Here is a 24,948-nt window from a genome sequence, read left to right as displayed (position 1 = left end):
TCCCCGCCGGGCTGGTGCGCTCGTGAGGAGCGGCCGTCACGGGCGCAGACCACCCCGGGAGAGTCGTCGTCGAGAGGGCGGAAGTTGCCGTTGCGGCGCAAGACGCCACACGTGACTCATTCCCTGTCGGTAGTTGGCCGGTCACACCTGGTTGAAAGGTGAAGGGCCAGCAGTACAGTCGACGCTCAGGACCGCATTTCGCCTCGCACGAGCCCGCCCGGTGTCGCACCGCCCCGCGCCCCATCGCATCGCCCCGCGCCCCATCGCATCGCGCCCCATCGCATCGCGCCGCACCGCATGGCGCCGCGCCGATCGGCGCCCGCACCGCCCCGCTCCGCACCATCCCGCTCCGCACCGGGGCGAGCCCACTCGGTACCGCTCCACGCCGCCCGGCCCCCGCACCGACCGCACGGCATCGCACGGCCCCGCACGGCTTTCGACCACACGGGCATGCCGCCGCCCTTGGGCATGTCACCGACACTCGAAGCAGCCTGGAGGTCTCTCCGTCATGCCTCTGCGCCACCTCACCCCCCGCGACCGGCGTCTCTTCCGGCAGTACGGCCACGGCCCGGCCGTCCCGGTCCCGGATCCGCTGATCCACCACGCCGTCGAACGCCACGCACGCGCCGTCCCGGACGCGATCGCCGTGGAGCACGAGGGCGCGACCCTCAGCTACGCCCAGCTGAACCGCCGCGCCGACGCCGTCGCCGCCCGGCTCGCCCGCGCGGGCGTCGGCGCCGGCGACCACGTCGGCCTCTTCGTCCGCCGCTCCACGGCCATGGCGGTGGGCCTGCTCGGGATCCTGAAGGCGGGCGCGGCCTACGTCCCCCAGGACATCGGCATCACGCCCCGCGGCCAGCTCGACCACGTGGTCCGCACCGCCGGCGCCGCCGTCGTCCTCACCCTGCGCGAACACGCGTCGAACGTCCCGCCCGGCCCGCTCGTGCTCACCCTGGACGGTCCTTTCGACGACCGTCCCGGCGACCCTCGCGGCGAAACCTTCGGCGACCCGGCCGGCGGCCCCCTCGGCGAGCGCGCCGGCCGCCCCGCCCCGGACCCTCGCCGCCCGGTCGCCCCCGACGACGGCTGCTACGTCCTGTTCACCTCGGGCACCACCGGCCGCCCCAACGGCGTGAAGGTCACCCACCGCAACGTCGCCAACCTCCTCCTGACCGCTCCCGGAGACCTCGGCATCCGCCCCGGCGACCGAGTGGCCCAACTCCTCAACATCGCCTTCGACATGGCGGCCTGGGAGATCCTGGGCTGCCTCGCGCACGGCGCCACCCTGGTCGTCCGCGGCAGGGACATCGCCGCCGCCGCGCGCACGGCCACCGTGCTGATCGCGACCCCGACCGTCCTGTCCGGCATCGACCCGGCGGCCTGCCCCCGGGTGCGCGCGGTGGCCGTCGCGGGGGAGCCCTGCCCCCGCCCCCTGGCCGACCGCTGGGCGCTGCGCGCCGACTTCTACAACTGCTGCGGCCCCACGGAGACGACCATCGTCAACACGATGAGCCGTCATGACCCGGCCGCCCCGCTGCTGACGATCGGCCGTCCCACCCCCAACAACACCGTGTACGTCCTCGACGCCGACCGCCGCCCGCTGCCGGTGGGCGAGGTCGGCGAGATGTGGGCGGGGGGCGCCTGCGTCTCCGCGGGCTATCTGTCCGACCGGGCGCTGAACGCCGAGCGGTACGCCCCCGACCCCTTCCTCGGCGGCGGCCACCGGATGTTCCGCACCCGCGACCTCGGCCGCTGGACCGCCGACGGCGAACTGGAGCACCTCGGCCGCACCGACGACCAGGTCAAGGTGCGCGGCTTCCGGGTCGAGCTGGACTCCGTCTCCTCGGTCCTGGAGCGCGTCCCCGGCTGCGCCCGCGCGGTGACCCTGCGGCGGGACGCCCGCACGCTGGTCTCGTTCGTCTGCCCGGCCGACGTCGACCCGGCCGCGGCCCGTCGCGCGGTCGCCGAGGCGCTGCCCTACTACTGCGTACCCGAGAATGTCATGCCCCTGCCATTCTTGCCGGAGACCGATCGCGGCAAGATCGACAAGCAGGCGCTGCTGCGACTGGCCACGGAGCGGCCGGCGGTGGGCGCCCGATGACGACCTCGCTGAACCGGACCGCGACCGGACTGCCCGCCCCCGCCGGCGGGTTGCGCGGCCTGCTCGCCCACCCCCGGCTGATGCACCACCACCGCCTCGCGGCCCTGGTCGTCGTTGTCAACCTCGCGTACGCGTACGCCGGCCGTCCGCTGTCCGACCGGTCCCTGGGGCACGCGGCCCTCGCCAACCTCGCGCTGGCCGTGCTGATCCGCCAGCAGTACGTCGTCAACCTCCTTTTCAGGATGGCGACTTCCGCCCCGACGCACTGGCCGCTGCGACTGCGCCGCACGCTCGGCAAGGTCTACCACTTCGGTGGACTGCACGTGGGCGCCGCGCTGGCCGGCGCCGCGTGGTTCACGGCGCTGACGCTGAGGACGACCGACGGGCCCCTGCTGGCGGTGGGCTGTGCCCTGACCGCCCTGCTCGCGGTGATCGTCGCGACGGCGCTGCCCCCCTTCCGCTCCCGCCGCCACGACGCCTTCGAGAGGATCCACCGCTTCGGCGGCTGGAGCGCCCTCGCCCTCTTCTGGACGCACACCCTGATGGCCGCGCCGGGCCCCCTGTCCCTGGCGGTCCTCGCCCTCGTGACGTTCAGCGTGGCGCTGCCCTGGCTGCGGCTGCGCCGCGTGGACGTCCGCACCGAACGCCCCTCCTCACACGTGGCGTTGGCCCGCTTCGACCACGGCGTGACCCCGTTCGCCGGTTCCTCGACCGCCATCAGCCGCAGCCCGCTGACGGAATGGCACTCCTTCGCGAACGTCCCCGCTCCCGGCGAGTCCGGCTTCCGGCTGACGATCTCCCGGGCGGGCGACTGGACCGGCTCCTTCATCGACGATCTCCCGGCGAAGGTGTGGACGAAGGGCATCGCCACCGCCGGAGTCGCCAACATCGAGGTCCTGTTCACGAAGGTGGTCTACGTGGCGACCGGCAGCGGCATCGGCCCCTGCCTGCCCCACCTGCTGGCCGCCGAGGTGCCCTCCCGCCTGGTCTGGGCGACCCGGGACCCCCGTGCGACCTACGGTGACGCCCTCGTGGAGGAGATCCTCGCCGTCCAGCCGCAGGCCGTCGTCTGGGACACCTCGCGCGACGGCAAGCCCGACATGCTCGCGCTCGCCCACGCGGCGTACCGCGACTTCGGCGCGGAGGCCGTGATCTGCATCTCCAACAAGAAGCTGACCTGGCAGGTGGTGCACGGACTGGAGCGACGCGGCATCCCGGCCTACGGCGCGATATGGGACTCATGAGGACGCCGGAGACGGACACGGGCAGGAGCGCGGGCAGGGCGACGGCGACGACGGCGACGGAGAGGGAGAGGGAGGCCGGGACGATGACGGTGAAGAGGACTGCGACGACGACCGTGACGACGACCGTGAGGGGCCTGCGGTGACGACGGACAGCCTGAAGGTGGAACGCGCCGGCGCGGTCGTGACCGTGCGCCTGCACCGCCCGCACGTGCTCAACGCGCTGAGCTCCGCCCTGCTCGCCGAACTCCTTTCGGTGCTCCGCCCGTTGGACGCGGACCCGGCTGTCGGCTGCGTCGTCGTCACCGGGTCGGAGCGGGCGTTCGCCGCCGGGGCCGACATCCGGGAGATGGCCGCGAAGACGGCCGAGGAGATGACGCGGGAGGACTACTTCCACGGGTGGGAGGAGTTCGCCGATCTGCGCACCCCGAAGATCGCGGCCGTGAACGGGGTCGCCCTGGGCGGCGGCTGCGAGCTGGCGATGATGTGCGACCTGGTGATCGCGGGGGAGTCCGCGGTGTTCGGCCAGCCGGAGATCGGGCTCGGGGTCATCCCCGGGATCGGCGGCACCCAGCGGCTGACCCGGCTGGTCGGCCGGGCCAAGGCGATGGACCTCGTCCTCACCGGCCGCACGATGGACGCAAGGGAGGCGGAGGCCTGCGGCCTGGTCTCACGGGTGGTCCCCGACGAACGGGTCCTGCCCGAGTCGCTGGCCGCGGCGGCGACCGTCGCCTCGTACGGCCGCACCGCCGTGCGGGCCGCCCGCGCGTGCGTGGACCACGCCCTGGAGAGCGGCCTGCGCGACGGTATCCGCTACGAACGCCGTGTCTTCCACGCCCTGTTCGCGACGGAGGACCAGAAGGAGGGAATGGCCGCGTTCCTGGAGAAGCGCCCGCCGGTGTTCCGGGGAAGGTGACGGTCGCGCGGCGGGCGGGGGCCGCGGTCGGCGGGGGCGGGGACGGACGGCGCGGTCACCCGGCGGAGCCGAGGGCCCGGGCCACGCCCTGCTCCTTCGGGCCGAGGAAGCGGGGGTCCGGCTCGAACACCGCGTCCAGGGCCGCCTTGCCGGCCGCGAAGACCTCGCGGGCGCCCCCGTAGTACCAGGTCACGTCGTGCTTCGCCTCGACCCCGACGCCGTAGGACCGCACCCCGGCCGCCTCGCACAGGGCGACGGCGCGCCGGATGTGGAAGCCCTGACTGATCAGCACGGCCCGGTCCACGCCGAAGATCTTCTTGGCGCGCACGCACGAGTCCCAGGTGTCGAAGCCCGCGTAGTCGCTGACGATCCGCGCGTCGGGCACCCCGTGCCGGGTGAGGTAGACGCGCATCGCGTCGGGCTCGTCGTAGTCCTCGCGGCTGTTGTCCCCGGTGACGAGCACGACCTTGATCCGCCCCGCGCGGTACAGCTTCGCCGCCGCGTCCAGCCGGTGCGCGAGGTAGGGCGACGGTTCGCCGTCCCACAGCCCCGCGCCGAACACGACGGCGACCTCGGTGCGCGGCGCGTCGGCGGTGGTGCCCAGCCGCCCGGCCGTGGACACGTACAGCCAGGTGGCCGGCAGCAGCGCCAGCACGCACCCGGCCATCACGGCCTGCACCCAGCGGCGCCGACCCGCGCGCGTGCGCGGCAACCGCGGCCGACGGATGTTCATACGGGTCCCCCAGGTTCAGCAGGTCGAGCAGGTCCGGTGAGCCGAGTGCGCGGGCGAAAGGCTCTCTTCGGTCCCGCTCCTCGGTCCGGGAAGACGCGTGCGACGGTGATCCGGTTCGCGCCGCACCGCGCGCCGCATCTCACACCGGCGCCGGCCCCGCCGTGAACGCCCGGAAAACCCGCGTGACGGTCAGGCAACGGGAGTGCAACCTCGCGCCGTCAGGATGGAGGCATGAGCCAGCCAAGCCTCGTCCAGCTCGACGCCCGCCGGCGCGCCTGCCGGCCCACGCTGGTCGTCGTCGCCCACGGCAGCCGCGACCCGCGCGCGCTGAGCACCGTCCGCGCCCTGCTGGACGACGTCCGCGCCCGCCGCCCCGGCCTGCCGGTGCGCCTGGGCCACATCGAGCTCAACGAGCCCCTGCTGACGGACACCCTCGCCGACCTCGACGCCGCCGGCACCGCGGACGCCGTCCTGGTGCCGCTGCTCCTGGCCCGCGGCCACCACGTCAAGCGGGACATCCCCGACGCAGCGGCGGCGGTCCGGGTACGCACGCGCGTGGCCGCGCCGCTGGGCCCGCACCCCCTGCTGGCCGACGCCCTCCTCGCCCGGCTCGTCGAGGCGGGCTGGCGCACCGACATGAGCGCGGCGGAGCGCGCCGCGAGCGCGGTCGTCCTCGCCGCCGCGGGTTCCCGCGACCCGGACTCGGCCGTCGACACCCGTCGCACGGCCCGGCTCCTGGCCGAACGGCTCGGCGTCCCGGTCGTCCCCGCCTACGCGTCGACGGCGGCCCCGACGGTCACGACGGCGCTCCGCGCGCTCGCGGCGAAGGGCCGCGACAGGGTGGCGGTCGCCTCCTGCTTCACCGCCCCCGGCCGCTTCGCGACGGAGTGCGCGCAGGCGGCTCCCTGGATCGCGTCGGCCCCGCTGGGCACCCACCCCGCGATGGCGGACCTGCTCCTCCACCGCTACGACCGGGCGCTCGCGGCGGGGGCCGAGAGCACCGCCGCCTGACGACCCGCCGGACGCGCCGGACTGCCGAGCCCGCCGGACGTGCCGGATCCGCCGGACGCCGGACCCGTCGGCGTGCCGGCCCGGCGTCGCGGCCCCTCCCGTCACGCGCGCGTGCGAACGGCCGCGTACGACCGACGCGCCGCCGGCCGGCCACCGCACCGCCGGCCGGCCACCGCGCCGTGAAGAGACCGGTGCGCCGTGGGGGCGCACCCGGGGGGCCGGGCGGAGGCCCGATTGTCACCGCGGCCGCTTACTGTCGAGACATGCCCTACGACTTGCCGTCAACGGACCGCTGGGCGGCGGAGCCCGACAAACGACCCGGCCGCACCGCCTTCCAGCGCGACCGCGCCCGCATCCTGCACTCCTCGGCGCTGAGAAGACTCGCCGGCAAGACCCAGGTGGTGACGCCCGGCACCCGCACGGACGCCTGGGACGCCACCCCCCGCACCCGCCTCACCCACTCCCTGGAGTGCGCCCAGGTCGGCCGGGAACTCGGCGCGGCCCTGGGCTGCGACCCCGACCTGGTCGAGGCCGCCTGTCTCTCCCACGACCTCGGTCACCCTCCGTTCGGCCACAACGGCGAACAGGCGCTCAACGACTTCGCGCGGGACTGCGGCGGCTTCGAGGGCAACGCCCAGTCGCTCAGGCTCCTCACCCGGATCGAGCCGAAGCGCTTCACGCCCGAGGGGTCGGTGGGCCTCAACCTCACCCGGGCCGCCCTCGACGCCGCCACCAAGTACCCGTGGGCCCGGGGCGCCCACCCCGTCGATCCCGCCTCGCCCAAGTTCGGCGTCTACGAGGACGACAGGCCCGTCTTCGACTGGGTCCGCAAGGAGGCGCCCGGCACCCGCACCTGCTTCGAGGCGCAGGTCATGGACTGGGCGGACGACGTGGCGTACTCGGTGCACGATGTGGAGGACGGCCTGCACGCGGGACACATCGACCCCAACTGCCTGCACGCCGAGCCCGAACGCCAGGAGGTCTTCCGGGTCGCCGTCGGCCGCTACGTCCCCGCCGGCACGGATCCGGCCGACCTCGCGGCCGCCCTCGACCGCCTCCAGGACCAGCCGTGGTGGCCGCACGGCTACGACGGCACGGCGGTCGCCCAAGCCCGCCTCAAGGACGCCACCAGCCAGCTCATCGGCCGCTTCTGCCTCGCCGCCGAGGGCGCCACCCGCGCGCGGCACGGCACGGGCCCCCTCACGCGCTACGACGCCGAGCTCGTCGTCCCGTACGAGACGCGTCTGGAGTGCGCGGTCCTCAAGGCGGTCGCCGACCGGTACGTCATGCAGCGCGCCGAACAGGAGCTCCTGCGCGCCGACCAGCGCGTCGTGATCAGCGAACTCGCCGAAGCCCTCACCGCGCGCGCCCCCGACGGCCTGGACCCCCAGTTCCGCGCCCTGTTCGACCGGGCGCCCGACGAGCGCGCCCGCAAACGCGTCGTCGTGGACCAGATCGCGTCCCTGACCGACTCCTCGGCGCGCTCGCTGCACGCCCGGCTCACCGGACGCACCAGACCGTGACCGGGGCCCGACGGGGCCCGACCGAGACCGCGACCGAGGGCGCGCGATGCGCCCGAACGGGCCCGAACGAGCGCCCGCACGTCTTGATCGGGCACGTCCCCCTTCCCCCACCACGCTCCGTGCGGGACGCTCGCATGTGGCGGTAAGCACGCAGTCATCTGGGGGACACCCCCCAGACCCCCGGGTAGGAGGCATCACGTGGTCGACGCGGATCAGACATTCGTCATCGTCGGAGGAGGCCTGACGGGCGCCAAGGCGGCCGAGACGCTGCGGGCGGAGGGCTTCACCGGCCGCGTGATACTGATCTGCGACGAGCGCGACCACCCCTACGAGCGGCCGCCGCTGTCCAAGGGGTACCTGCTCGGCAAGGACACGCGCGAGAGCGTCTTCGTGCACGAGCCCGCCTGGTACGCGCAGAACGACGTCGAGCTGCACCTCGGGCAGACCGTCGACGCGATCGACCGCGTCGCGAAGACGGTCCGCTTCGGGGACGACGGCACGCTCGCCCACTACGACAAGCTGCTCCTCGCCACCGGCGCCGAACCCCGCCGGCTGGACGTCCCCGGCACCGATCTCGCGGGCGTGCACCATCTGCGCCGGCTCGCGCACGCCGAGCGCCTCAAGGGCGTCCTGGCCGCCCTCGGCCGCGACAACGGGCACCTGGTGATCGCCGGCGGCGGCTGGATCGGCCTGGAGGTGGCGGCCGCGGCCCGGGAGTACGGCGCCGAGGTCACCGTCGTCGAACCGGAGCCCACTCCGCTGCACGGCGTGCTCGGCCCGGAGCTCGGGGCGCTCTTCGCCGACCTGCACCGCGAGCACGGCGTCCGTTTCCACTTCGGCGCCCGGCTCACCGAGATCGTCGGCCAGGACGGCATGGTCCTGGCCGCCCGCACCGACGACGGCGAGGAGCACCCCGCCCACGACGTCCTCGCGGCGATCGGCGCGGCCCCGCGGACCGCGCTCGCGGAGGCCGCGGGCCTGGAGCTCGCCGACCGCGCCCACGGCGGCGGCGTGGCCGTCGACGCCTCGCTGCGCACCTCCGACCCGGACGTCTACGCGGCCGGCGACGTCGCCTCCTTCCCGCACGGCCTCTTCGACACCCGGCTGCGCGTGGAGCACTGGGCCAACGCCCTCAACGGCGGCCCGGCGGCCGCCCGCGCGATGCTCGGCAAGGCCGTCTCCTACGACCGCGTGCCCTACTTCTTCTCCGACCAGTACGACCTGGGCATGGAGTACAGCGGCTGGGCCCCGCCGGGCTCCTACGACGAGGTCGTGATCCGCGGCGACGCGGGAAAGCGGGAGTTCGTCGCGTTCTGGGTCAAGGAGGGACGCGTCCTGGCCGGGATGAACGTGAACGTGTGGGACGTCACAGAGCCGATCCAGAAACTGATCGCCTCGCGGACCGCCGTCGACACCGAGGCGCTGGCCGACCCCCACGTGCCGCTGGACACCCTGGGCGCCTGACCCCGGAACCCCGGAACCCCGGGGCCCGGGGGTTTCCCCCGCCCGTGGCCGCGCCCGTGCCCGCGCGCGGCCACGGGCGCCGGCGCGCGCCCTGCCGGTCGCGCCCGGGCGGCGCGACCGCACGGGTCACGGCCCGCGCCCGGTCGTCGCTCGCCGGGGATGTCGGCGCGCCCCCGTAGAATCAGCACGTGGCAGGACGGATCAACGACGAGGACGTGAAGGCTGTTCGGGACGCGGTCCCGATCGACGCCGTGGTGTCCGAGTACCTCCAGCTGCGCAACGCGGGCGGCGGCAACCTCAAGGGCCTGTGCCCCTTCCACGACGAGAAGTCGCCGTCGTTCCAGGTCAGCCCGAGCAAGGGCCTCTTCCACTGCTTCGGCTGCCAGGAGGGCGGCGACACCATCACGTTCGTGATGAAGGTCGACCACCTCACCTTCTCCGAGGCCGTCGAGCGCCTCGCCGCCCAGGCCGGCATCACCCTGCGCTACGAGGAGGGCGGCTACAACCCCTCCCACCAGCGCGGCGAACGCATCCGCCTGGTCGAGGCCCACAAGGTCGCCGCCGACTGGTACGCCGAACAGCTCGCGACGAGCCCCGAGGCCGACACGGGCCGGATCTTCCTCGCCGAGCGCGGTTTCGACCAGGCGGCCGCGGTCCACTTCGGCGTCGGCTACAGCCCCCAGGGCTGGGACCACCTCACCCGCTTCCTGCGCGGCAAGGGGTTCAGCGACAAGGAGATCCTCCTGTCCGGGCTCGCCCAGGAGGGCCGCCGCGGGCCGATCGACCGCTTCCGGGGCCGCCTGATGTGGCCCATCCGCGACATCGGCGGCGAGGTCGTCGGCTTCGGCGCGCGCAAGCTGTACGAGACCGACAACGGGCCGAAGTACCTCAACACCCCCGACACCGCGATCTACCGCAAGTCCCAGGTCCTCTACGGCATCGACCTCGCGAAGAAGGACATCGCCAAGTCGTCCCGTGCGGTCGTCGTCGAGGGCTACACCGACGTCATGGCCTGCCACCTCGCGGGCGTCACCACCGCCATCGCGACCTGCGGCACGGCCTTCGGCGGCGACCACATCAAGATCCTGCGCCGGCTGCTGATGGACAACGGCAGCGCCCGCGTCATCTTCACCTTCGACGGTGACGCGGCCGGCCAGAAGGCGGCCCTGCGCGCCTTCGAGGACGACCAGAAGTTCGCCGCCGAGACGTACATCGCCATCGCGCCGGACAACATGGACCCCTGCGACCTGCGCCTCGCCAAGGGCGACGAGGCGGTCGCCGACCTCGTCGAACCCCGCACCCCCCTCTTCGAGTTCGCGCTCCGCCAGATCGTCGTGCGCTACGACCTCGACACCCCGGCGGGCCGCGCCGCCGCGCTCGACGAGGCCGCGCCGATCGTCGCCCGCATCAAGAACAGCGGAGCCCAGCACGAGGTCGCCGTCCAGCTCGCCGGGATGCTCGGCATCCTGGACACCCAGTTCGTCGTCAAGCGCGTGGCCCAGCTGGCCCGTTGGGCCCGCGACCGCGGCGGCAAGGGCCCCGCCCCGGCCGGCCGCGGCCCCCAGCAGCCCTTCGACGCGGCGCCCCGGGCCGCCGCGGGCGGCCCCGCCCTCAACCTCCGCAACGCCGTCTACGCCACCGAGCGCGAGCTGCTCAAACTCGCCCTGCAACGCCCCGAACTGGTCTCCCCGGCGTTCGACGCCTACGGCGTCGACGAGTTCACCGCGGCCCCCTACGCCGCCGTGCGCCAGGCCATCATGGACGCGGGCGGCGCCGAGTGGGGCGTCCAGGACGGGCCGGAGTACCTCGTGCGGGTCCGGGACGCCGCACCCGACGACACGGTCAGGGCGATGGTCACCGAGCTCGCGGTCGAGGCGATCATGCGCAAGACGGTCGACGAGATGTACGCCGGCGCCCAGCTGGTCACGGTCCGCCGGCGCGCCGTCGAGCGCCGCATCCGCGACGTCCAGTCCCAGCTGACCCGGCTGGGCGCCGGCGACGACCCCGCACAGCTGGCAGCCGTGCAGAACGAACTGTGGGTGTTGCAGCAGTACGACCAGACGCTACGGGAGCACGGCGCCGCCGCCCTGTGAGGGCCCGGCGAAGGTCGGCGCCACCGCCCGCACCAGCCGCTGCGCGAACTCCCGCTCGTCGTGCGCGAACCGCGGGTACTCGGTGACGAAGTGGCGCCACTCGACGTACCCGACCGCCTGCGCCACGTCCTCCAGCCGGATCTCCTCCCGGTTGTGCCGAGGCCACTCGCCGGAGAGCCGGAACACCTCGTGCAGCACGTCCCGGCGCAGCGGGTGCCGCTCGGCCAGCAGCACGGCGTCGTACAGGTCCTTGCCCTGCGCATGGGCGTCGTTGACGATCCACATCAGCTTCCAGGCCAGCGACAGCTCCGGCGTCGCCGCCCACAGCACCGCACCGGGCGCCGGCTCCGCGGGCTCCGGCTCGACGGGCAGCCGTTCGTTGAAGACGAAGTCGAGCTGGACGTGGCCGCCGGGCAGCCCCGGCGCGCTCCACGGCAGGATCATGCGCAGGCCCGGCACCCGCTCGTAGGTCCAGATGTCCTCGACCACCGCGCCGTCCGCAGAGATCGCGACGCCCTCGCCCGGCGCGCCGGCCGGCGTCGCGGCCGCCCGCGCGATCCCCGCCAGCATCCGGCCGGTCCGGTCGTCGTCGATCCTCCAGGTGTGGGGCACGACGACGAAGTCCAGGTCCCCCGGCTCGCGGGCGGCCTCGCCGAACCAGCCCGACATCAGCACGCTGCCGCGCAGCACCAGGGACTCCACCCACGGCGACGCGGCGATCGCGGCCAGCACGAGATCCAGCGCCCGGCGCCGGGCCGCGCGCCAGGCCGCGCCGCGGGCGGGGTCGGCGAAGCTCGGGTCGGTCGCGCGGTAGGCGTTGGAGTACTGCTTCACGGCCGGGTCGAAGACCGGGCGCTGCCGCACGTCGTCCCCCGCCACCCACTGCAAGGTCCTCGGCAGGTCCTGCCGCACGCGGGTGGCCTCGTCCAGCGGCGTCCGGGGGATCTCGTCGGACCGCCAGGAGAACTCCCGCCAGGTCCGGTTCACCTCCGCACCCCCGACACCGGCGCCGTCTCCTCGATCCATCCGTCGTCCACCGACAGGTCGCTGTCGTGGAGGACGAACTCCTGTTCCACGCAGAGCACTTCGCATCCCCTCAGTTCGGTCAGCAGCCGTCGCAGAGCGACCCGCGCGCCCTCGGCGTCGACGCCACGGCACCGCTGCGTCACGAACCGCTCGTGAAGGCCGTCGCCCTCCACGCGCCGCGCGTTCCACGACAGATGGGCGCCGTGCGGCACGACCCGCGCGGCGAGCGCGAGCAGGTCGACGTCCGCGGCGAGCCGCAGCTTCACGTGGTGCTCGAAGTACCGCTCGTCCCCGCAGGGCAGCAGCGGCACCTCCGGGGCCCACGGCGCCGATTCGGTCTTCACGCGCACGGGGACGAAGCCGTCCGCGACGAGCCGGGTCACCACGCGCCGGGCCCGCGCCGAGGCCTCGGCCCACGAGCGGTCGCCCGACAGGGTGAGCATGGGCTGTTCCCGCATCCGGCCCCGGGCCAGCACGATGTGCGTCAGCCGGAGACCGGCGGCCGCCGCCCAGCGGCGCAGCCGCCGCGACTCGTCGGGGCCCGAGCAGCGCACCGTCACGTGCGTTTCGTACAGGGAAGCGGGCACCGGCGCATCGTCGCAGACCACGAGGGGGGCGGGCATCCGGGTTTCCGGTCGTGACGACGCGACGGTCACCGGACGAACGCAAAAAGTCACCGCACGCCCCTCGTGGCGAGGTTGTGTCGTACCCCACACTGGTCCCGGTGCCTGAGTCCTCGGAGCGGCCCCCCGGAGTAGCGCCGCCGCTCACCTCAGCAGCGATCATCCTGGAGGTCGCCCCCGTGCAGACCCAGACCCTGACCCAGACCGACCGCACCGCCGACAGCCCGGCCGAGTCCGCGGAACCGGACGCCGACAGCGACGTCCTGGCCGCCGTCCCGCCGCAGAAACGCGCCGCGCGCCACCCCGAGACCGAGGCGGAGCCGCCCGAGGCAGAGACGGAGGCCGAGACGGAGGCCGAGACGGAGGCGGGCGCGGAGTCCGGGCCCGACGCCGGGGCCGAGCCCGCGGATCCGCCCGCCGAGGCCCTCGACGAGGGCCGGGAACCGGAGCCCGTCGAGACCCCGGCGCGCGCCCGGGCCGCCGAAGGCGCCGGTCCCTCCTCGGACCTGTTCCGCCAGTACCTGCGCGAGATCGGACGGATCCCGCTGCTCACCGCGGCCGAGGAGGTCGAGCTCGCCCGGCGGGTGGAGGCGGGCCTGTTCGCCGAGGAGAGGCTGAGCGGCGCGTCCGACCTGGACAGCGAACTGGCCCTGGACCTGGACCGGTTGGTCGTCATGGGCCGGATGGCCAAACGCCGGCTCATCGAGGCCAACCTGCGCCTCGTCGTCTCCGTCGCCAAGCGCTACGTCGGCCGGGGGCTCACCATGCTCGACCTCGTCCAGGAGGGCAACCTCGGCCTCATCCGCGCCGTCGAGAAGTTCGACTACGCCCGCGGCTACAAGTTCTCCACCTACGCCACCTGGTGGATCCGGCAGGCCATGTCCCGCGCGCTGGCCGACCAGGCCCGCACCATCCGCGTCCCGGTCCACGTCGTCGAGCTGATCAACCGGGTGGTCCGCGTCCAGCGCCGCATGCTCCAGGAACGCGGTTACGAGCCCACCGCCGAAGAGGTCGCCGGCCAGCTCGACCTCCCGCCCGAACGCGTCGGCGAGGTGCTGCGCCTGGCCCAGGAACCGGTCTCCCTGCACGCCCCGGTGGGGGAGGAGGACGACGTCGCCCTCGGCGACCTCATCGAGGACGGCGACGCGGCCAGTCCCGTCGAGTCGGCGGCCTTCCTGCTGCTGCGCGAGCACCTCGACGCCGTGCTCTCCACGCTCGGCGAACGCGAGCGCAAGGTCGTCCAGCTCCGCTACGGACTGGCGGACGGCCGGCCGCGCACCCTGGAGGAGATCGGCCGCATCTTCGGCGTGACGCGCGAGCGGATCCGGCAGATCGAGTCGAAGACGCTGAACAAGCTGAGGGACCACGCCTTCGCGGACCAGCTCCGCGGCTACCTGGACTGACCCGGCCGCCCCCCTGGAGCCGCTCGCCGTCCCGCGACGCGAGCGGCCCCCTCCGGGAGCGGCCGAGGACCGGGCGGCACCGGCCACCGCGCGGACCACCGCGCGGACCTCCGGCGCCACCGGGTCCACTAGTCCACCTCGGCCACCGCCTGGGCGAACTGCGCCTGGTACAGCCGTGCGTAGGCGCCGTCGGCCGCGAGCAGCTCGGCGTGCGCGCCCTGCTCGACGATCGAGCCGTTCTCCATCACCAGGATCGTGTCGGCGTCCCGGATGGTCGACAGCCGGTGCGCGATGACGAACGACGTGCGCCCGTGCGCCAGCTTGGCCATGGCCTTCTGGATCAGCACCTCGGTGCGGGTGTCGACGGAGCTGGTGGCCTCGTCGAGCACCAGGATCGTCGGATCGGACAGGAACGCCCGCGCGATGGTGATCAGCTGCTTCTCGCCGGCGCTGACCCCGCTGCCCTCGTCGTCGATCACGGTGTCGTAGCCCTCCGGGAGGGTGCGCACGAACCGGTCGGCGTGCGCGGCCCGCGCCGCCTCCTCGATCTCGCCCCGCGTGACCTCCCGGGACGCGCCGTACGCGATGTTCTCCGCGATCGTGCCGCCGAACAGCCAGGTGTCCTGGAGCACCATGCCGATCCCGGCGCGCAGCTCGTCGCGGGACATCCTCGCGATGTCCACGCCGTCGAGGGTGATGCGCCCGCCGGAGACGTCGTAGAACCGCATCAGCAGGTTCACCAGCGTCGTCTTGCCGGCGCCCGTCGGCCCGACGATGGCGACCGTGTGGCCCGGCTCCACCGTCAGCGACAGGTCCTCGATGAGCGGCTTCTGCGGGTCGTAGCGGAAGGACACGTGCTCCAGCGCCACCCGTCCGCGCAGCTCGGCGGGACGCTGCGCCGCCACCGGGTCGGCCTCCTGCTCGTCGGCGTCCAGGAGCTCGAAGACGCGTTCCGCGGACGCGACGCCCGACTGCACCAGGTTGGCCATCGACGCGACCTGCGTCAGCGGCTGCGAGAACTGGCGCGAGTACTGGATGAAGGCCTGCACGTCGCCGATGGACAGGGCGCCCGACGCGACGCGCAGCCCGCCCACCACCGCCACCAGCACGTAGTTGAGGTTCGACAGGAACATCATCAGCGGCTGCATGACCCCGCTGTTGAACTGCGCCTTGAACCCGGCCTCGTACAGCGCGTCGTTCTGCTCGGCGAACTGCCGCGCCGACTCGTCCTGGCGGCCGAACACCTTCACCAGCGTGTGGCCGGTGTACATCTCCTCGATGTGGGCGTTGAGCTTGCCGGTGGAGCGCCACTGCTGCACGAAGTGCGGCTGCGACCGCTTGCCCACGCGCGTGGCGACCAGCGCCGACAGCGGCACCGTCACCAGCGCGACCAGCGCCAGCAGCCAGGACACCCAGAACATCATCGCCAGCACGCCGACGATGGTCAGCAGGGAGTTGACGAGCTGCCCCATCGACTGCTGGAGCGTCTGCCCGATGTTGTCGATGTCGTTCGTCGCGCGGGAGAGGACCTCGCCGCGCTGGCGCTTGTCGAAGTACGACAGCGGCAGCCGCGACAGCTTCGTCTGCACGTCCTCGCGCATCCGGAACATCGTCCGGTTGACGGCCTTGTTGACCAGGCGCGTCGCCACCGCCATCAGCAGACCCGCGACCAGGAACACCCCGAGCGCGAACAGCAGCACGCGGCCGACCGCGTCGAAGTCGATGCCCTGGCCGGGCGTGAAGTCGGTGCCCTTGAGCATGTCGGCGACACCGCTGTCGCCGCGCTCGCGCATCGAGTCGAGGACCTGCTCCTTGCTCGCCCCGGCCGGCATCTGCCGCCCGACGATGCCCGCGAAGACCAGGTCGGTGGCCTTGCCGAGGATCTTCGGCCCGATCACGTTGAGGCCGACGCTCAGGACGACGCAGGCCAGCATCCCGTAGAGGGTGAGCCGCTCCGGCCCGAACCGGGCGAGCAGCCGCCTGCCGGACACCTTGAAGTCCAGCGTGCGGCTCTCGGGACCGCCGCCGGCCATCATGCGCCCCATGGGCCCGGCCATCAGGCTGCCTCCGCTTCCGTGAGCTGGGAGAGCACGATCTCCCGGTAGGTCTCGTTGTCCGCCATCAGTTCGTGGTGCGAGCCGACCCCGACGACCCGGCCCTCGTCCAGGACGACGATCCGGTCGGCGTCGCGGATGGTCGCCACCCGCTGTGCGACGATCACGACGGTCGCCTCCGCGGTCTCCCGGCCCAGCGCCTCGCGCAGCGCCGCGTCGGTGGCGTAGTCGAGGGCGGAGAAGGAGTCGTCGAAGAGGTAGATCTCCGGCCGCTGCACGAGCGTCCTCGCGATGGCGAGCCGCTGCCGCTGGCCGCCGGAGACGTTCGTGCCGCCCTGGGCGATGGGGGAGTCGAGCCCGTTCTCCAGCTTGCTGACGAAGTCCCTGGCCTGCGCCACCTCCAGCGCCTGCCACAGCTCCTCGTCGGTGGCGTCGGGATTGCCGTACCGCAGGTTGGTCGCGACCGTCCCCGCGAACAGGTACGGCTTCTGCGGCACGAGTCCGACGGTCCGCGCCAGCAGCGCGGGCTCGACCTCGGCCACGGGCACGCCGTCGACGAGGACCTCGCCCTCGGTGGCGTCGAACAGCCGGGGGACCAGCCCGAGCAGGGTGGACTTGCCGCTGCCGGTCGAGCCGATCACGGCCGTCGTCTCACCGGGGCGGGCCACGAGGTCGATGCCCTTGAGGACGGGCTCCTCGGCCCCCGGATAGCGGAACCCGGCCCCCCGGACCTCCAGGTGCCCGTGCCGGCGCAGCTCGGTGACGGGCGCCAGGGGCGGCACCACCGACGACGAGGTGTCCAGCACCTCCTGGACGCGCTCGGCGCACACCTCCGCGCGCGGCACCATCATGAACATGAAGGTGGCCATCATCACGGACATGACGATCTGCATCAGGTAGGCGAGGAACGCCGTCAGGTCGCCGATCTGCATCCCGCCGCTGTCGATGCGGTGCGCACCGAACCAGACGACCGCGATCGACGACAGGTTCACCGTCGTCATGACGACCGGGAACATCAGCGCCAGCAGGTTGCCGGTCTTCAGCGACCTGTCGGTGAGGTCGGTGTTGGCCGTGCGGAAGCGCTGCTGCTCGTACTCGTCCCGGACGAAGGCGCGGATCACCCGGTTGCCGGTGATCTGCTCGCGCAGCACCCGGTTCACCGTGTCCAGGCGCACCTGCATGGACCGGAACAGCGGACGCAGCCGCCGCACGATCAGCGTCACGCAGATGCCCAGGGTCGGCACCACGGCGACCAGCACCGCGGACAGCGGCACGTCGAGGCCGAGCGCCAGCACGATCCCGCCCACGCACATGATGGGCGCCGACACCATCAGGGTGAACGTCATCAGGGCCAGCATCTGGATCTGCTGGACGTCGTTGGTGGTCCGGGTGATCAGCGAGGGCGCGCCGAACTGGCCGACCTCACGGGCGGAGAACGACTGCACCCGGTCGAAGACCGCCCCCCGTACGTCGCGGCCGAGCGCGGAGGCGGTTCTCGCGCCGTAGTAGACGGCGCCGATGTTGCACACGACCTGCGCCAGCGAGATCGCGATCATCACACCGCCGAAGGACAGGATGTACCCCGTGTCCCCCTTGACGACGCCTTCGTCGATGATGTGCGCGTTCAGCGTGGGCAGGTAGAGGGTGGCGCAGGTCTGCAGCAGTTGCAGCAGCACCAGCAGGCTGATGGGTTTTCGGTAGGGCCTGAGGTAGGTCCTCAGCAGTCGTATGAGCACGCTACGTCTCTCGGGTTCGGCGGGAGGGGCATTGGTTGCCCCTGGCCCCTATCGTCGGACACTCCCCCCGCGTTACCTCAACCCATTAAGTCGTCGACAGTGCCATTACAGCCTCCCCCCGCGCGCGGCGGCGCACCGGGTGCGCCCGGCGACCCCGATGCTCCCCCCGCGCCCCGGTGCTCCCGGTCCGTGGTCCGCACGGGACACGAAACACGGGACACGGGCCGAGGCCGGTGAACGCCCTAGGCGCGGAACGCCCCCGGATGGGTCTGCTCCCGCACGGACACGAACTGCTGGCGCACCGCCTGCCCCACGGCCAGTTCCTCGCCCGGGTCCAGCACCTGCGCCGCCGCCCCCTGCCAGGCCGGCGGGGTCCGCGGATCCAGCGTGCCCTGCGAGGCGCCGAGCGCCCACGCGGCCTGCCGGGCCGCCCCGATCGCCGCGTAGTCCGCCGGCTGCGGCACGACCACCTGGGCGCCGAACAGCGCGGGCGCCGCCGCCTGCACGGCCGGCAGCTCCGCCGCCGCCCCGAGCAGGAAGATCCGCCGGACGTCCACGCCCCGCCCGCGCAGCACGTCCAGCGCGTCCGCGAGCCCGCACAGCATGCCCTCGAACGCGGCCCGCGCGAAGTGCTCCGGCTTCATCGACTCGCGCCGCAGCCCGGCCAGCGTCCCGGCGGTGTGCGGCAGGTTCGGGGTCCGCTCGCCCTCCAGATAGGGCAGCATGACCAGGCCGTGCGACCCGGGCGTCGACTTCATCGCCAGATCCGACAGCGCCTCCAGGTCGGGCGCGCCCACCAGCTCGGCCGCCCCGCGCAGGGTCCGCACCGCGTTCAGCGTCGTGACGACGGGCAGGTGCATCCCCGTCGCGTCGGCCAGGGACGTGATCATCCCGCTCTGGTCGACCAGCGCCTCGGGGTGCACGGCCATCACGGAGCCCGAGGCGCCGAGGGACACGACCGCGTCGCCCCGCCCGATGCCCAGCCCCAGGGCCGCGGCCATCGTCTCGCCCGTCCCGGCGGAGATCAGCAGCCCCTCGGGGGTCGTGCCGGCCGCGTCGGAGGGCCCGATCACCTCGGGCAGCATCGCCTGGTGACCCAGCGCCAGCTCCACCAGATCCGGCCGATAACCGCCGGTCGCCGCCGACCAGTAACCGGTTCCGGAGGCCCCGCCGCGATCGGTCGTGCGCCGCACGGGCCGCCCGAGCAGCTGCCACACCAGCCAGTCGTGGGCCTGGAGCAGCACCGTGGTCCGCGCGGCGGCCTCGGGCTCGTTCTTCGCCAGCCAGCGCAGCTTGGTCACCGGCTGCGCGGCCTGCGGCACACACCCCACGGCCTGCGCCCACGCCTCGCGCCCGCCGAGCGCGTCCACCAGGTCGGCCGCCGCGACCTGGGCCCGCTTGTCGCCGCCGACCATCGCGGGGCGCACGGTGGCGCCCTGCGAGTCCAGGGGCACGACGGCGTTCTGCTGCGAGGACACGCCGATGGCCTGCACCCCCTCGAGCAGGCCGCCGCCGGCGGCCTCGCCCAGGGACAGCAGCCAGGCCTGCGGATCGACGTCGGAGGGCCGCCCGCCGCCCTCGGCGCCTTCCACCGGATGCGGCGCGTATCCCTGCCGGAGCACGGCTCCGGTGTCCGCGTCGCAGACGACGATACGAGTGAAATCGGGCGAACTGTCCAACCCGGCGACTATCCCCATGGCGAAAATTCTGCCGCACTCTTCGCCCGTGTCCGGCCGTCGGGCGGCGCGCGGTGCGCGGTGTCGGGCGGGCGGGCCCCCGTCGTGCCTGGTGACACAGCTCGCCGCGCCCTCCGAGACTGCTGAGGGCGCGGCGTTTCGACGTCGACGGGGACGGCGGGCGGCAGAGCGGGACCGCCGGGGCGAGACGTCACGGCCGTGAGCTGCCGGGGGCGTGTCCGCCGGGTGCTCTAGGTGTTGCTGCTGCCCCAGTCGTCGTCCCCGCCGTTGTGGGCGCTGCGCTCCTTCAGCGAGCGCACCCGGCTGGACACCGACTCGGGCATCCGGTCGCCGACCTTGTCGCTGACCGCGTGGTAGGCCTTGCCCGCGTACTGCCGGCCCTGCTGGGCGGCGGTCTCGGCGGTGTTGCGCACGGCCGGGTTCTGCGCGACCTGCCGGGCGGACTTCTTCAACTTCTCGTAGCGCTCGCGCCCGGCGCGCGTGCCCAGTACGTAACCCACAGCCAGTCCGACGACGAACGTGACCTTGTAGCGCATGACTGCCACCCTTCCCTCGTGCAGGTCCCTGGCACGACGACGGCGCCGGGGGGAACCGATTGGCGGAGCACCCCCCTGCTTGCGCTAATGTATGTGTCGCAGCGAGCGAGCGCCCCCTGGCGAATACCCAGGTAGCCACGTTCGATGCAACGAGGCATTCCCCTGTAGCTCAATTGGCAGAGCAGCCGGCTGTTAACCGGCAGGTTACTGGTTCGAGTCCAGTCGGGGGAGCTCGGTCCCCTGTAGCTCAATTGGCAGAGCAGCCGGCTGTTAACCGGCAGGTTACTGGTTCGAGTCCAGTCGGGGGAGCATCGTGAACGAGGACCCCATGGGGGTCCTTTTTCATGTGGTGTCACGCCGGCGGGAACCGTGCAGGCCAGAGGCGCTGTCCTCATGGTCGTGGCAAGGCCGACCAGCCGGAGCGTGAGATCGTATGAGCGGCTATGCTGCGGCAGACGGCGCGCACACATGTACGCGACACGCCGCTATGGGGCGGTAGCTCAGCCGGTTAGAGCAGCGGACTCATAATCCGTCGGCCGTGGGTTCGAGTCCCACCCGCCCCACCTTTGCAGGGCGCTGACCTGCGGAAACGTTCATTTTGTCCTGTCGGATCGTCAACTTCGCCTGAACGGACTGAATCCGCTGCTCGCGGGTTTGGAGTCGGGCGGCGCCCGGGGGAGCTCCAACCCCTCTGGCCTGCGGTGGAGTAGGTGTTCAAGGTTGCTGCTCTCGGTCCGGGCGGCTGCGCTGCGGGTCGTCCCCAAGACCCAGGGGCCGTACAGGGGCCGGGAGGGCGCGGCCGGGGTCAGGCCGAGAGTGGTTCCGGGCTGATTTCGTTGTCCCGTTTGCTGGTTCGGCGGCATGGGGCTGCCGTCCACCGCGCGGACGGTCGAGTGCCGGGCCGGCTCTGGAGGCGGCGCGGATGCCGGTGCGTCTGGCAGACAGGCCCGAGGCCAGGGAAACGGCCCGAAGAGGAAACGGTCCCATGGACGGCGCACCGAGTTCGTCAAGGCTGAGCCATGTGCGGTCAGCGCACCGTCTGGTGCCGTTGAGGAAGATCGCGGCCGAGCTGGAGCGCAGCCCCTCGACGCCATCGCCGCCGAACTCACGGCCGACCACGCAAGACGTTCGGCTGGGAAACCCCAGCCGAGCGCCTGCATACAGCCCTCACGATCGCCTCACACTGGCCACGTGTTGCAACGACCGCTGGAATCCCTCCGGGCGTGGCACGGCCGGACCACATCACGGTCCGCGATGCGAACGTGTACCGGCGCTGGAAGTCCCGGGCGGAGCTCGCCGCGGAGGCGCTGGACCACGGCGGTCTCACCGACGACCTTGGGCCGGTCATCATCGGTCCGGGCCGACTCCGCGAGGAACTCGTTGCGACGATGGCCCGCGCCCTTTGGAGCCAGAACCGTTCCCGCGTCGACCTGCACTGCCCTGCATGACACGGCTCGCCAGGAGCCGGAACTGTGCGGTCACATCAGGCATCGATATGTCGACTCCCTGCACCAGGCCATCGAGGGCGTGCTGGCGTACGCGGTGGAGCGCGGCGATCTGCCCCCGCGCCAGGCCGATCCATCAGGAGGTCACTCGATGGCGGTCGCCGTCGCCGTCGCTCTGCTGCTCCACTGGGGGCTTGTCCGCGACCGGCGGGTCAGCGGCGACGACATCGCGGCGATCGTCGACGGCGTCCTCATGCCCCTGCTCTGACGGCCATTCGTGCGTCGTCACCGGCAGGCGGAGGGCGCGGTGCGCGCTCCGCAGCGTCCATGTGTACGGCTGTCAGTGCGCCCTCCTGGTGTTCCCTTCGTGCTCGATGCCCAGGAGGGCGAGGGTGTTGTGGATGCCCTGTTCGAGGACTTGATCGGCGAGCCGCGGATCGGCGAGGGCCCGTGAGAGCTGGAGTGTGCCGGCCATCATGGCGTACGAGCTGAGTGCCATGGGGCGCACCGAGAGCGGGTCGTCCGGCGCCAGGCGCGCGGCGATGCCGTCGGCGACCACCAGCACGCCCTCGGTGTAAGCCTGTCTTGTCGGGTGTGTGCAGCGCCCTATCTCGTCGAGCAGGGCGGCGGAGGGGCAGCCGACGTCCCGGCTGTCACGGTGCCAGGGGGACAGGTACCAGCGCACGATCTGTTCGAGGCCGGCGCGGCCCGGTTCCGCGTGCGCGACGATAGTCGCGTTCTGGGCCTCCAACTGGTCGGCGATCGTGGTGGCCACGAGGTCGTCCTTGGACGTGAAGTGGGTGTAGAAGGCGCCGTTGGTCAGCCCGGCGTCCCTCATGAGCGCCGTGATGCCCGAGCCGTCGATGCCGTTCTCCTTGAAGCGGCGGCCTGCCGTCTCGATGATCCTCTGCCTGGTCGCCTGCTTGTGCTCTTTCCTGTATCGCACCACACACTCCTCTACGCGCCGGGCGGGCCACTCGCCGTCCAGCGGCTCCTCCAATGTATTGTATTGCGAACGTAATTCAATGACTTCGGGTTCCGGCACCCTCACAGCCGGGGCAGGAGTACCGCCCCTCCGCCCCGCCGTGTTGGACTGCCTGCGTAGCTGGCCCGCATGCGGTTCCGTGGCCGATCACGGGCTCCGCTTGGCGCAGGAAACCCTTGTGCGCCCGGGTCGCCCAGCAGGTCATGTGGGTCGTCAGCGAGCGGGTCGAAGGGCGGCGATCGTTAATGTCCTCACCAAAGAGGCTGGCACGTTGCCGCTGTGGGCTGCCCCTTCGTCCGGCGGCAGCACTCCGGTGTTGCCCGGGAGTAGGAGTGAGCGCGATGAGGGCGGGTCGACGGCCACAGGGGCCTGATCGTGGAAACGGATGCCCGGCGTGAACACGAGGCCAGGCTGCACCCCGGATTCCAGGGGCGAGAACTGAGCCGGAGTCCGCATGGTCGACTACGACAACACCCGCCTCGACTCCGCCCCCGCGCCACCGGTACGGCGCAACTCCCACCCGTGCCTGCAGCGAACCCGGCGTAGCCCTGGCGGCACCCTCCTCGTCGACTTCGAACGGGACATCGTGGGCCGGCACGAGCTCCGCGCGCGTAGTGGCCGGGACTGCGGCGGTCGCGGGCGGAGCTCGCCGAGCTCGCCGGCCAGCCGGTGACGCGGTGAACGCCGCCGTTATCAACGTCCGACGTAGGTGAACCGCCCCTGCCCTGGTGGTGCGCTGTGCTACACGCCCCGGGCGCTCGCCGGAACTCGTGATTCAGCCGCCGTGCATCTCGTGCCACTCATCACTTGCGCCACGATGAAAGTATGGTCATACTTCAATGGTCGACGGGTTGCTCAGGGGCCCGATTCAGGGAGTTCTCCCACGCCCTCCTCCGGCCGTCGAATCCGGACTGCAGTCGCGGCCGGGAGACACATGGGAAGCGCTCGACGCCCACCTGCGAGGAGGCAGGAGTCGGAGCGTACTGGCGGTAACCCTCACATTGAAGGGCACGACCGTGAACGCACACGAAACACGAGGTGACGTGGTGACGTCGTACAAGAACGCGCAGACCCGCACCGTCACCGCCGACGGAGTGACATTCGCCTACCGCGACCTCGGCCCCCGGACCGGCATGCCGGTCATCTTCATCACCCACCTCGCCGCGGTCCTGGACAACTGGGACCCGAGGGTCGTCGACGGCATCGCCGCCAAGCACCGGGTGATCACCTTCGACAACAGGGGCGTGGGCGCCTCCACCGGCAAGACGCCCAAGACCATCGAGGAGATGGCCAGGGACGCCGTCACCTTCATCCGGGCCCTGGGCTTCGAGCAGGTCGACGTCCTCAGCTTCTCGATGGGCGGCATGATCGCCCAGGTGATCGCCCAGACCGATCCGCAGCTCATCCGCAGGCTGATCCTCGCCGGCACCGGTCCGGCCGGAGGTGAGGGCATCAAGAATGTCACCCGACTGTCCGACTACGACACCCTCCGGGCGCTGCTCACCCTGCAGGACCCCAAGCAGTTCCTCTTCTTCACCCGTACCCCGAACGGGATCCGGGCCGGCAAGGAGTTCCTGGCCCGCCTGAAGGAGCGCACCAAGGACCGCGACAAGGCCATCTCCCTCATCGCGTACCGCTCCCAGCTCAAGGCCATCCACCGCTGGGGACTGGCACAGCCGCAGGACCTGTCCGTCATCAAGATCCCCGTGCTCGTCGCCAACGGCGACAACGACAGAATGGTTCCGACGCCCAACTCGTACGACATGGACAGGCGGCTGCCGAACTCCGAGCTGGTGATCTACCCCGACGGCGGCCACGGCGGCATCTTCCAGTACCACGAGCAGTTCGTACCGACGGCTCTCGAGTTCTTCGGTCGGCCGTAGGGCCGCGGTGTGATCGGCGCTCGGGCCGAGGATGTTGACTTAGAGCTCCGAACAAAAGTGGAGCCCGGCTCGCGGCGTCTGGCACGCACGCTCGCCGCGTTGCCGAAAGCCCCTAGTAGCTCCGCTACGAGGAGCTTCCAGCGCCTTGCGATCGCACGCACCAGACGCCGCGAGCTGATCGGACTCCACTTTTGTTCGGAGCTCTTAGAGCCGTGACGCCCGCCGGGCGTCACGGCTCTCGTCGCTTGTTCCACGTCACTGACCTGTTCGCTTCTCGGTCATGCGGCGCCGCGGCGGTTGTCGTGCGGGATGGCGATGCGGAGACTGGTGTGGTCGACGTGCCGTCCGGGCGGCAGGCCCGGGACCTGCGCTGCCGCCACGGCGTGCCGAATGCGCGCAGCGCCGTCGGCGGTACGAGCGGAGGGCCGCCGCGTCGGTGTCGCTTCCGAGATGGCAATTGCCCCGGGGTCACCCGCTC

At 72.4% G+C, this 24,948-nt stretch carries 20 protein-coding genes and 3 tRNA genes; 15 read left to right on the top strand and 8 right to left on the bottom strand.

What is annotated here, in order from left to right; translation table 11 throughout:
* Positions 1-508 precede the first annotated feature (508 nt).
* Genes KMS84_RS07110 through KMS84_RS07095 form a run of 4 tightly spaced genes read left to right on the top strand, consistent with a single transcriptional unit; the run spans position 509 to position 4,258 of the window.
* Positions 509-2,101, top strand: coding sequence for an amino acid adenylation domain-containing protein (locus KMS84_RS07110; RefSeq protein ID WP_256915209.1), 1,593 nt, complete (start codon positions 509-511; stop codon positions 2,099-2,101).
* Positions 2,098-3,345 carry an FNR domain-containing protein gene (locus tag KMS84_RS07105; protein ID WP_256915208.1) on the top strand — a complete coding sequence of 416 codons (1,248 nt, stop codon included), beginning with the start codon at positions 2,098-2,100 and terminating at the stop codon, positions 3,343-3,345. Before KMS84_RS07110 ends, KMS84_RS07105 begins: the two co-directional genes overlap by 4 nt.
* Positions 3,342-3,488, top strand: a complete 147-nt coding sequence (locus KMS84_RS07100) for a hypothetical protein (RefSeq protein WP_256915207.1) — start codon at positions 3,342-3,344, stop codon at positions 3,486-3,488. The genes KMS84_RS07105 and KMS84_RS07100 overlap by 4 nt, the downstream gene beginning before the upstream one ends.
* Positions 3,485-4,258 carry an enoyl-CoA hydratase-related protein gene (locus tag KMS84_RS07095; RefSeq protein ID WP_256915206.1) on the top strand — a complete coding sequence of 258 codons (774 nt, stop codon included), beginning with the start codon at positions 3,485-3,487 and terminating at the stop codon, positions 4,256-4,258. The genes KMS84_RS07100 and KMS84_RS07095 overlap by 4 nt, the downstream gene beginning before the upstream one ends.
* Positions 4,259-4,313: 55 nt before the next feature.
* On the opposite strand, the gene KMS84_RS07090 is transcribed toward KMS84_RS07095, so the two are convergent.
* Positions 4,314-4,991, bottom strand: a complete 678-nt coding sequence (locus KMS84_RS07090; protein ID WP_256915205.1) for a SanA/YdcF family protein — start codon at positions 4,989-4,991, stop codon at positions 4,314-4,316.
* A gap of 231 nt (positions 4,992-5,222) precedes the next feature.
* Here KMS84_RS07090 and KMS84_RS07085 point away from each other — a divergent pair, with 231 nt between their 5' ends.
* The 4 genes from KMS84_RS07085 to dnaG all read left to right on the top strand — a co-directional run bounded on the left by KMS84_RS07085 (position 5,223) and on the right by dnaG (position 11,082).
* Positions 5,223-6,002 carry a sirohydrochlorin chelatase gene (locus KMS84_RS07085; RefSeq protein WP_256915204.1) on the top strand — a complete coding sequence of 260 codons (780 nt, stop codon included), beginning with the start codon at positions 5,223-5,225 and terminating at the stop codon, positions 6,000-6,002.
* Between the two features lie 263 nt (positions 6,003-6,265).
* Positions 6,266-7,525, top strand: coding sequence for a deoxyguanosinetriphosphate triphosphohydrolase (locus KMS84_RS07080; protein ID WP_256915203.1), 1,260 nt, complete (start codon positions 6,266-6,268; stop codon positions 7,523-7,525).
* Positions 7,526-7,723: 198 nt separating this feature from the next.
* The gene (locus KMS84_RS07075; protein WP_256915202.1) at positions 7,724-8,989 is read left to right on the top strand and encodes an NAD(P)/FAD-dependent oxidoreductase; all 1,266 of its coding nucleotides are present in this window, start codon (positions 7,724-7,726) and stop codon (positions 8,987-8,989) included.
* A gap of 188 nt (positions 8,990-9,177) precedes the next feature.
* The gene (gene dnaG, locus KMS84_RS07070) at positions 9,178-11,082 is read left to right on the top strand and encodes a DNA primase (protein WP_256915201.1); all 1,905 of its coding nucleotides are present in this window, start codon (positions 9,178-9,180) and stop codon (positions 11,080-11,082) included.
* On the opposite strand, the gene KMS84_RS07065 is transcribed toward dnaG, so the two are convergent.
* Positions 11,053-12,108, bottom strand: a complete 1,056-nt coding sequence (locus KMS84_RS07065; protein ID WP_256915200.1) for a nucleotidyl transferase AbiEii/AbiGii toxin family protein — start codon at positions 12,106-12,108, stop codon at positions 11,053-11,055. The genes dnaG and KMS84_RS07065 overlap by 30 nt on opposite strands.
* Positions 12,066-12,731, bottom strand: coding sequence for a hypothetical protein (locus tag KMS84_RS07060; protein WP_256915199.1), 666 nt, complete (start codon positions 12,729-12,731; stop codon positions 12,066-12,068). The genes KMS84_RS07065 and KMS84_RS07060 overlap by 43 nt, the downstream gene beginning before the upstream one ends.
* A gap of 101 nt (positions 12,732-12,832) precedes the next feature.
* Here KMS84_RS07060 and KMS84_RS07055 point away from each other — a divergent pair, with 101 nt between their 5' ends.
* Positions 12,833-14,134, top strand: coding sequence for an RNA polymerase sigma factor (locus tag KMS84_RS07055; protein ID WP_256915198.1), 1,302 nt, complete (start codon positions 12,833-12,835; stop codon positions 14,132-14,134).
* A 128-nt stretch (positions 14,135-14,262) separates the two neighbouring features.
* Here KMS84_RS07055 and KMS84_RS07050 read toward each other — a convergent pair whose 3' ends face one another.
* From KMS84_RS07050 to KMS84_RS07035, 4 genes are all read right to left on the bottom strand, one after another.
* Positions 14,263-16,191 (bottom strand): ABC transporter ATP-binding protein, encoded by a 1,929-nt coding sequence (locus KMS84_RS07050; RefSeq protein ID WP_256915197.1) that lies wholly within the window; start codon positions 16,189-16,191, stop codon positions 14,263-14,265.
* On the bottom strand, positions 16,191-17,924 hold the full coding sequence (locus tag KMS84_RS07045) for an ABC transporter ATP-binding protein (protein WP_256915196.1): 1,734 nt from the start codon (positions 17,922-17,924) through the stop codon (positions 16,191-16,193). Before KMS84_RS07045 ends, KMS84_RS07050 begins: the two co-directional genes overlap by 1 nt.
* Positions 17,925-18,166: 242 nt before the next feature.
* Entirely contained in the window at positions 18,167-19,621 is a 1,455-nt protein-coding gene (locus KMS84_RS07040) for a xylulokinase (protein WP_256915195.1), read from the bottom strand.
* 230 nt (positions 19,622-19,851) lie between these two features.
* Positions 19,852-20,157 carry a YtxH domain-containing protein gene (locus KMS84_RS07035; protein ID WP_256915194.1) on the bottom strand — a complete coding sequence of 102 codons (306 nt, stop codon included), beginning with the start codon at positions 20,155-20,157 and terminating at the stop codon, positions 19,852-19,854.
* Between the two features lie 158 nt (positions 20,158-20,315).
* Between KMS84_RS07035 and KMS84_RS07030 the strand changes: the two genes are divergently transcribed.
* The 5 genes from KMS84_RS07030 (at position 20,316) to KMS84_RS41205 (ending at position 21,870) form a co-directional block, all read left to right on the top strand.
* Positions 20,316-20,388: transfer RNA gene (locus tag KMS84_RS07030), tRNA-Asn, on the top strand.
* Positions 20,389-20,393: 5 nt separating this feature from the next.
* Positions 20,394-20,466 (top strand) — tRNA-Asn (locus tag KMS84_RS07025).
* 180 nt (positions 20,467-20,646) lie between these two features.
* A tRNA-Ile gene (locus KMS84_RS07020) sits at positions 20,647-20,720 on the top strand.
* 660 nt (positions 20,721-21,380) lie between these two features.
* On the top strand, positions 21,381-21,605 hold the full coding sequence (locus KMS84_RS41210) for a hypothetical protein (RefSeq protein ID WP_256915299.1): 225 nt from the start codon (positions 21,381-21,383) through the stop codon (positions 21,603-21,605).
* Positions 21,538-21,870, top strand: coding sequence for a TetR/AcrR family transcriptional regulator C-terminal ligand-binding domain-containing protein (locus KMS84_RS41205; RefSeq protein WP_256915193.1), 333 nt, complete (start codon positions 21,538-21,540; stop codon positions 21,868-21,870). Before KMS84_RS41210 ends, KMS84_RS41205 begins: the two co-directional genes overlap by 68 nt.
* Before the next feature lie 72 nt (positions 21,871-21,942).
* On the opposite strand, the gene KMS84_RS07005 is transcribed toward KMS84_RS41205, so the two are convergent.
* The gene (locus KMS84_RS07005; protein ID WP_256915192.1) at positions 21,943-22,551 is read right to left on the bottom strand and encodes a TetR/AcrR family transcriptional regulator; all 609 of its coding nucleotides are present in this window, start codon (positions 22,549-22,551) and stop codon (positions 21,943-21,945) included.
* A gap of 1,052 nt (positions 22,552-23,603) precedes the next feature.
* Between KMS84_RS07005 and KMS84_RS07000 the strand changes: the two genes are divergently transcribed.
* Positions 23,604-24,470 (top strand): alpha/beta fold hydrolase, encoded by an 867-nt coding sequence (locus KMS84_RS07000; RefSeq protein ID WP_256915191.1) that lies wholly within the window; start codon positions 23,604-23,606, stop codon positions 24,468-24,470.
* Positions 24,471-24,948 lie beyond the last annotated feature (478 nt).

The sequence above is a fragment of the Streptomyces hilarionis genome (genome assembly GCF_024539675.1).
GTDB lineage: Bacteria > Actinomycetota > Actinomycetes > Streptomycetales > Streptomycetaceae > Streptomyces > Streptomyces hilarionis.
This window is presented reverse-complemented; position numbering and strand designations above follow the sequence as displayed.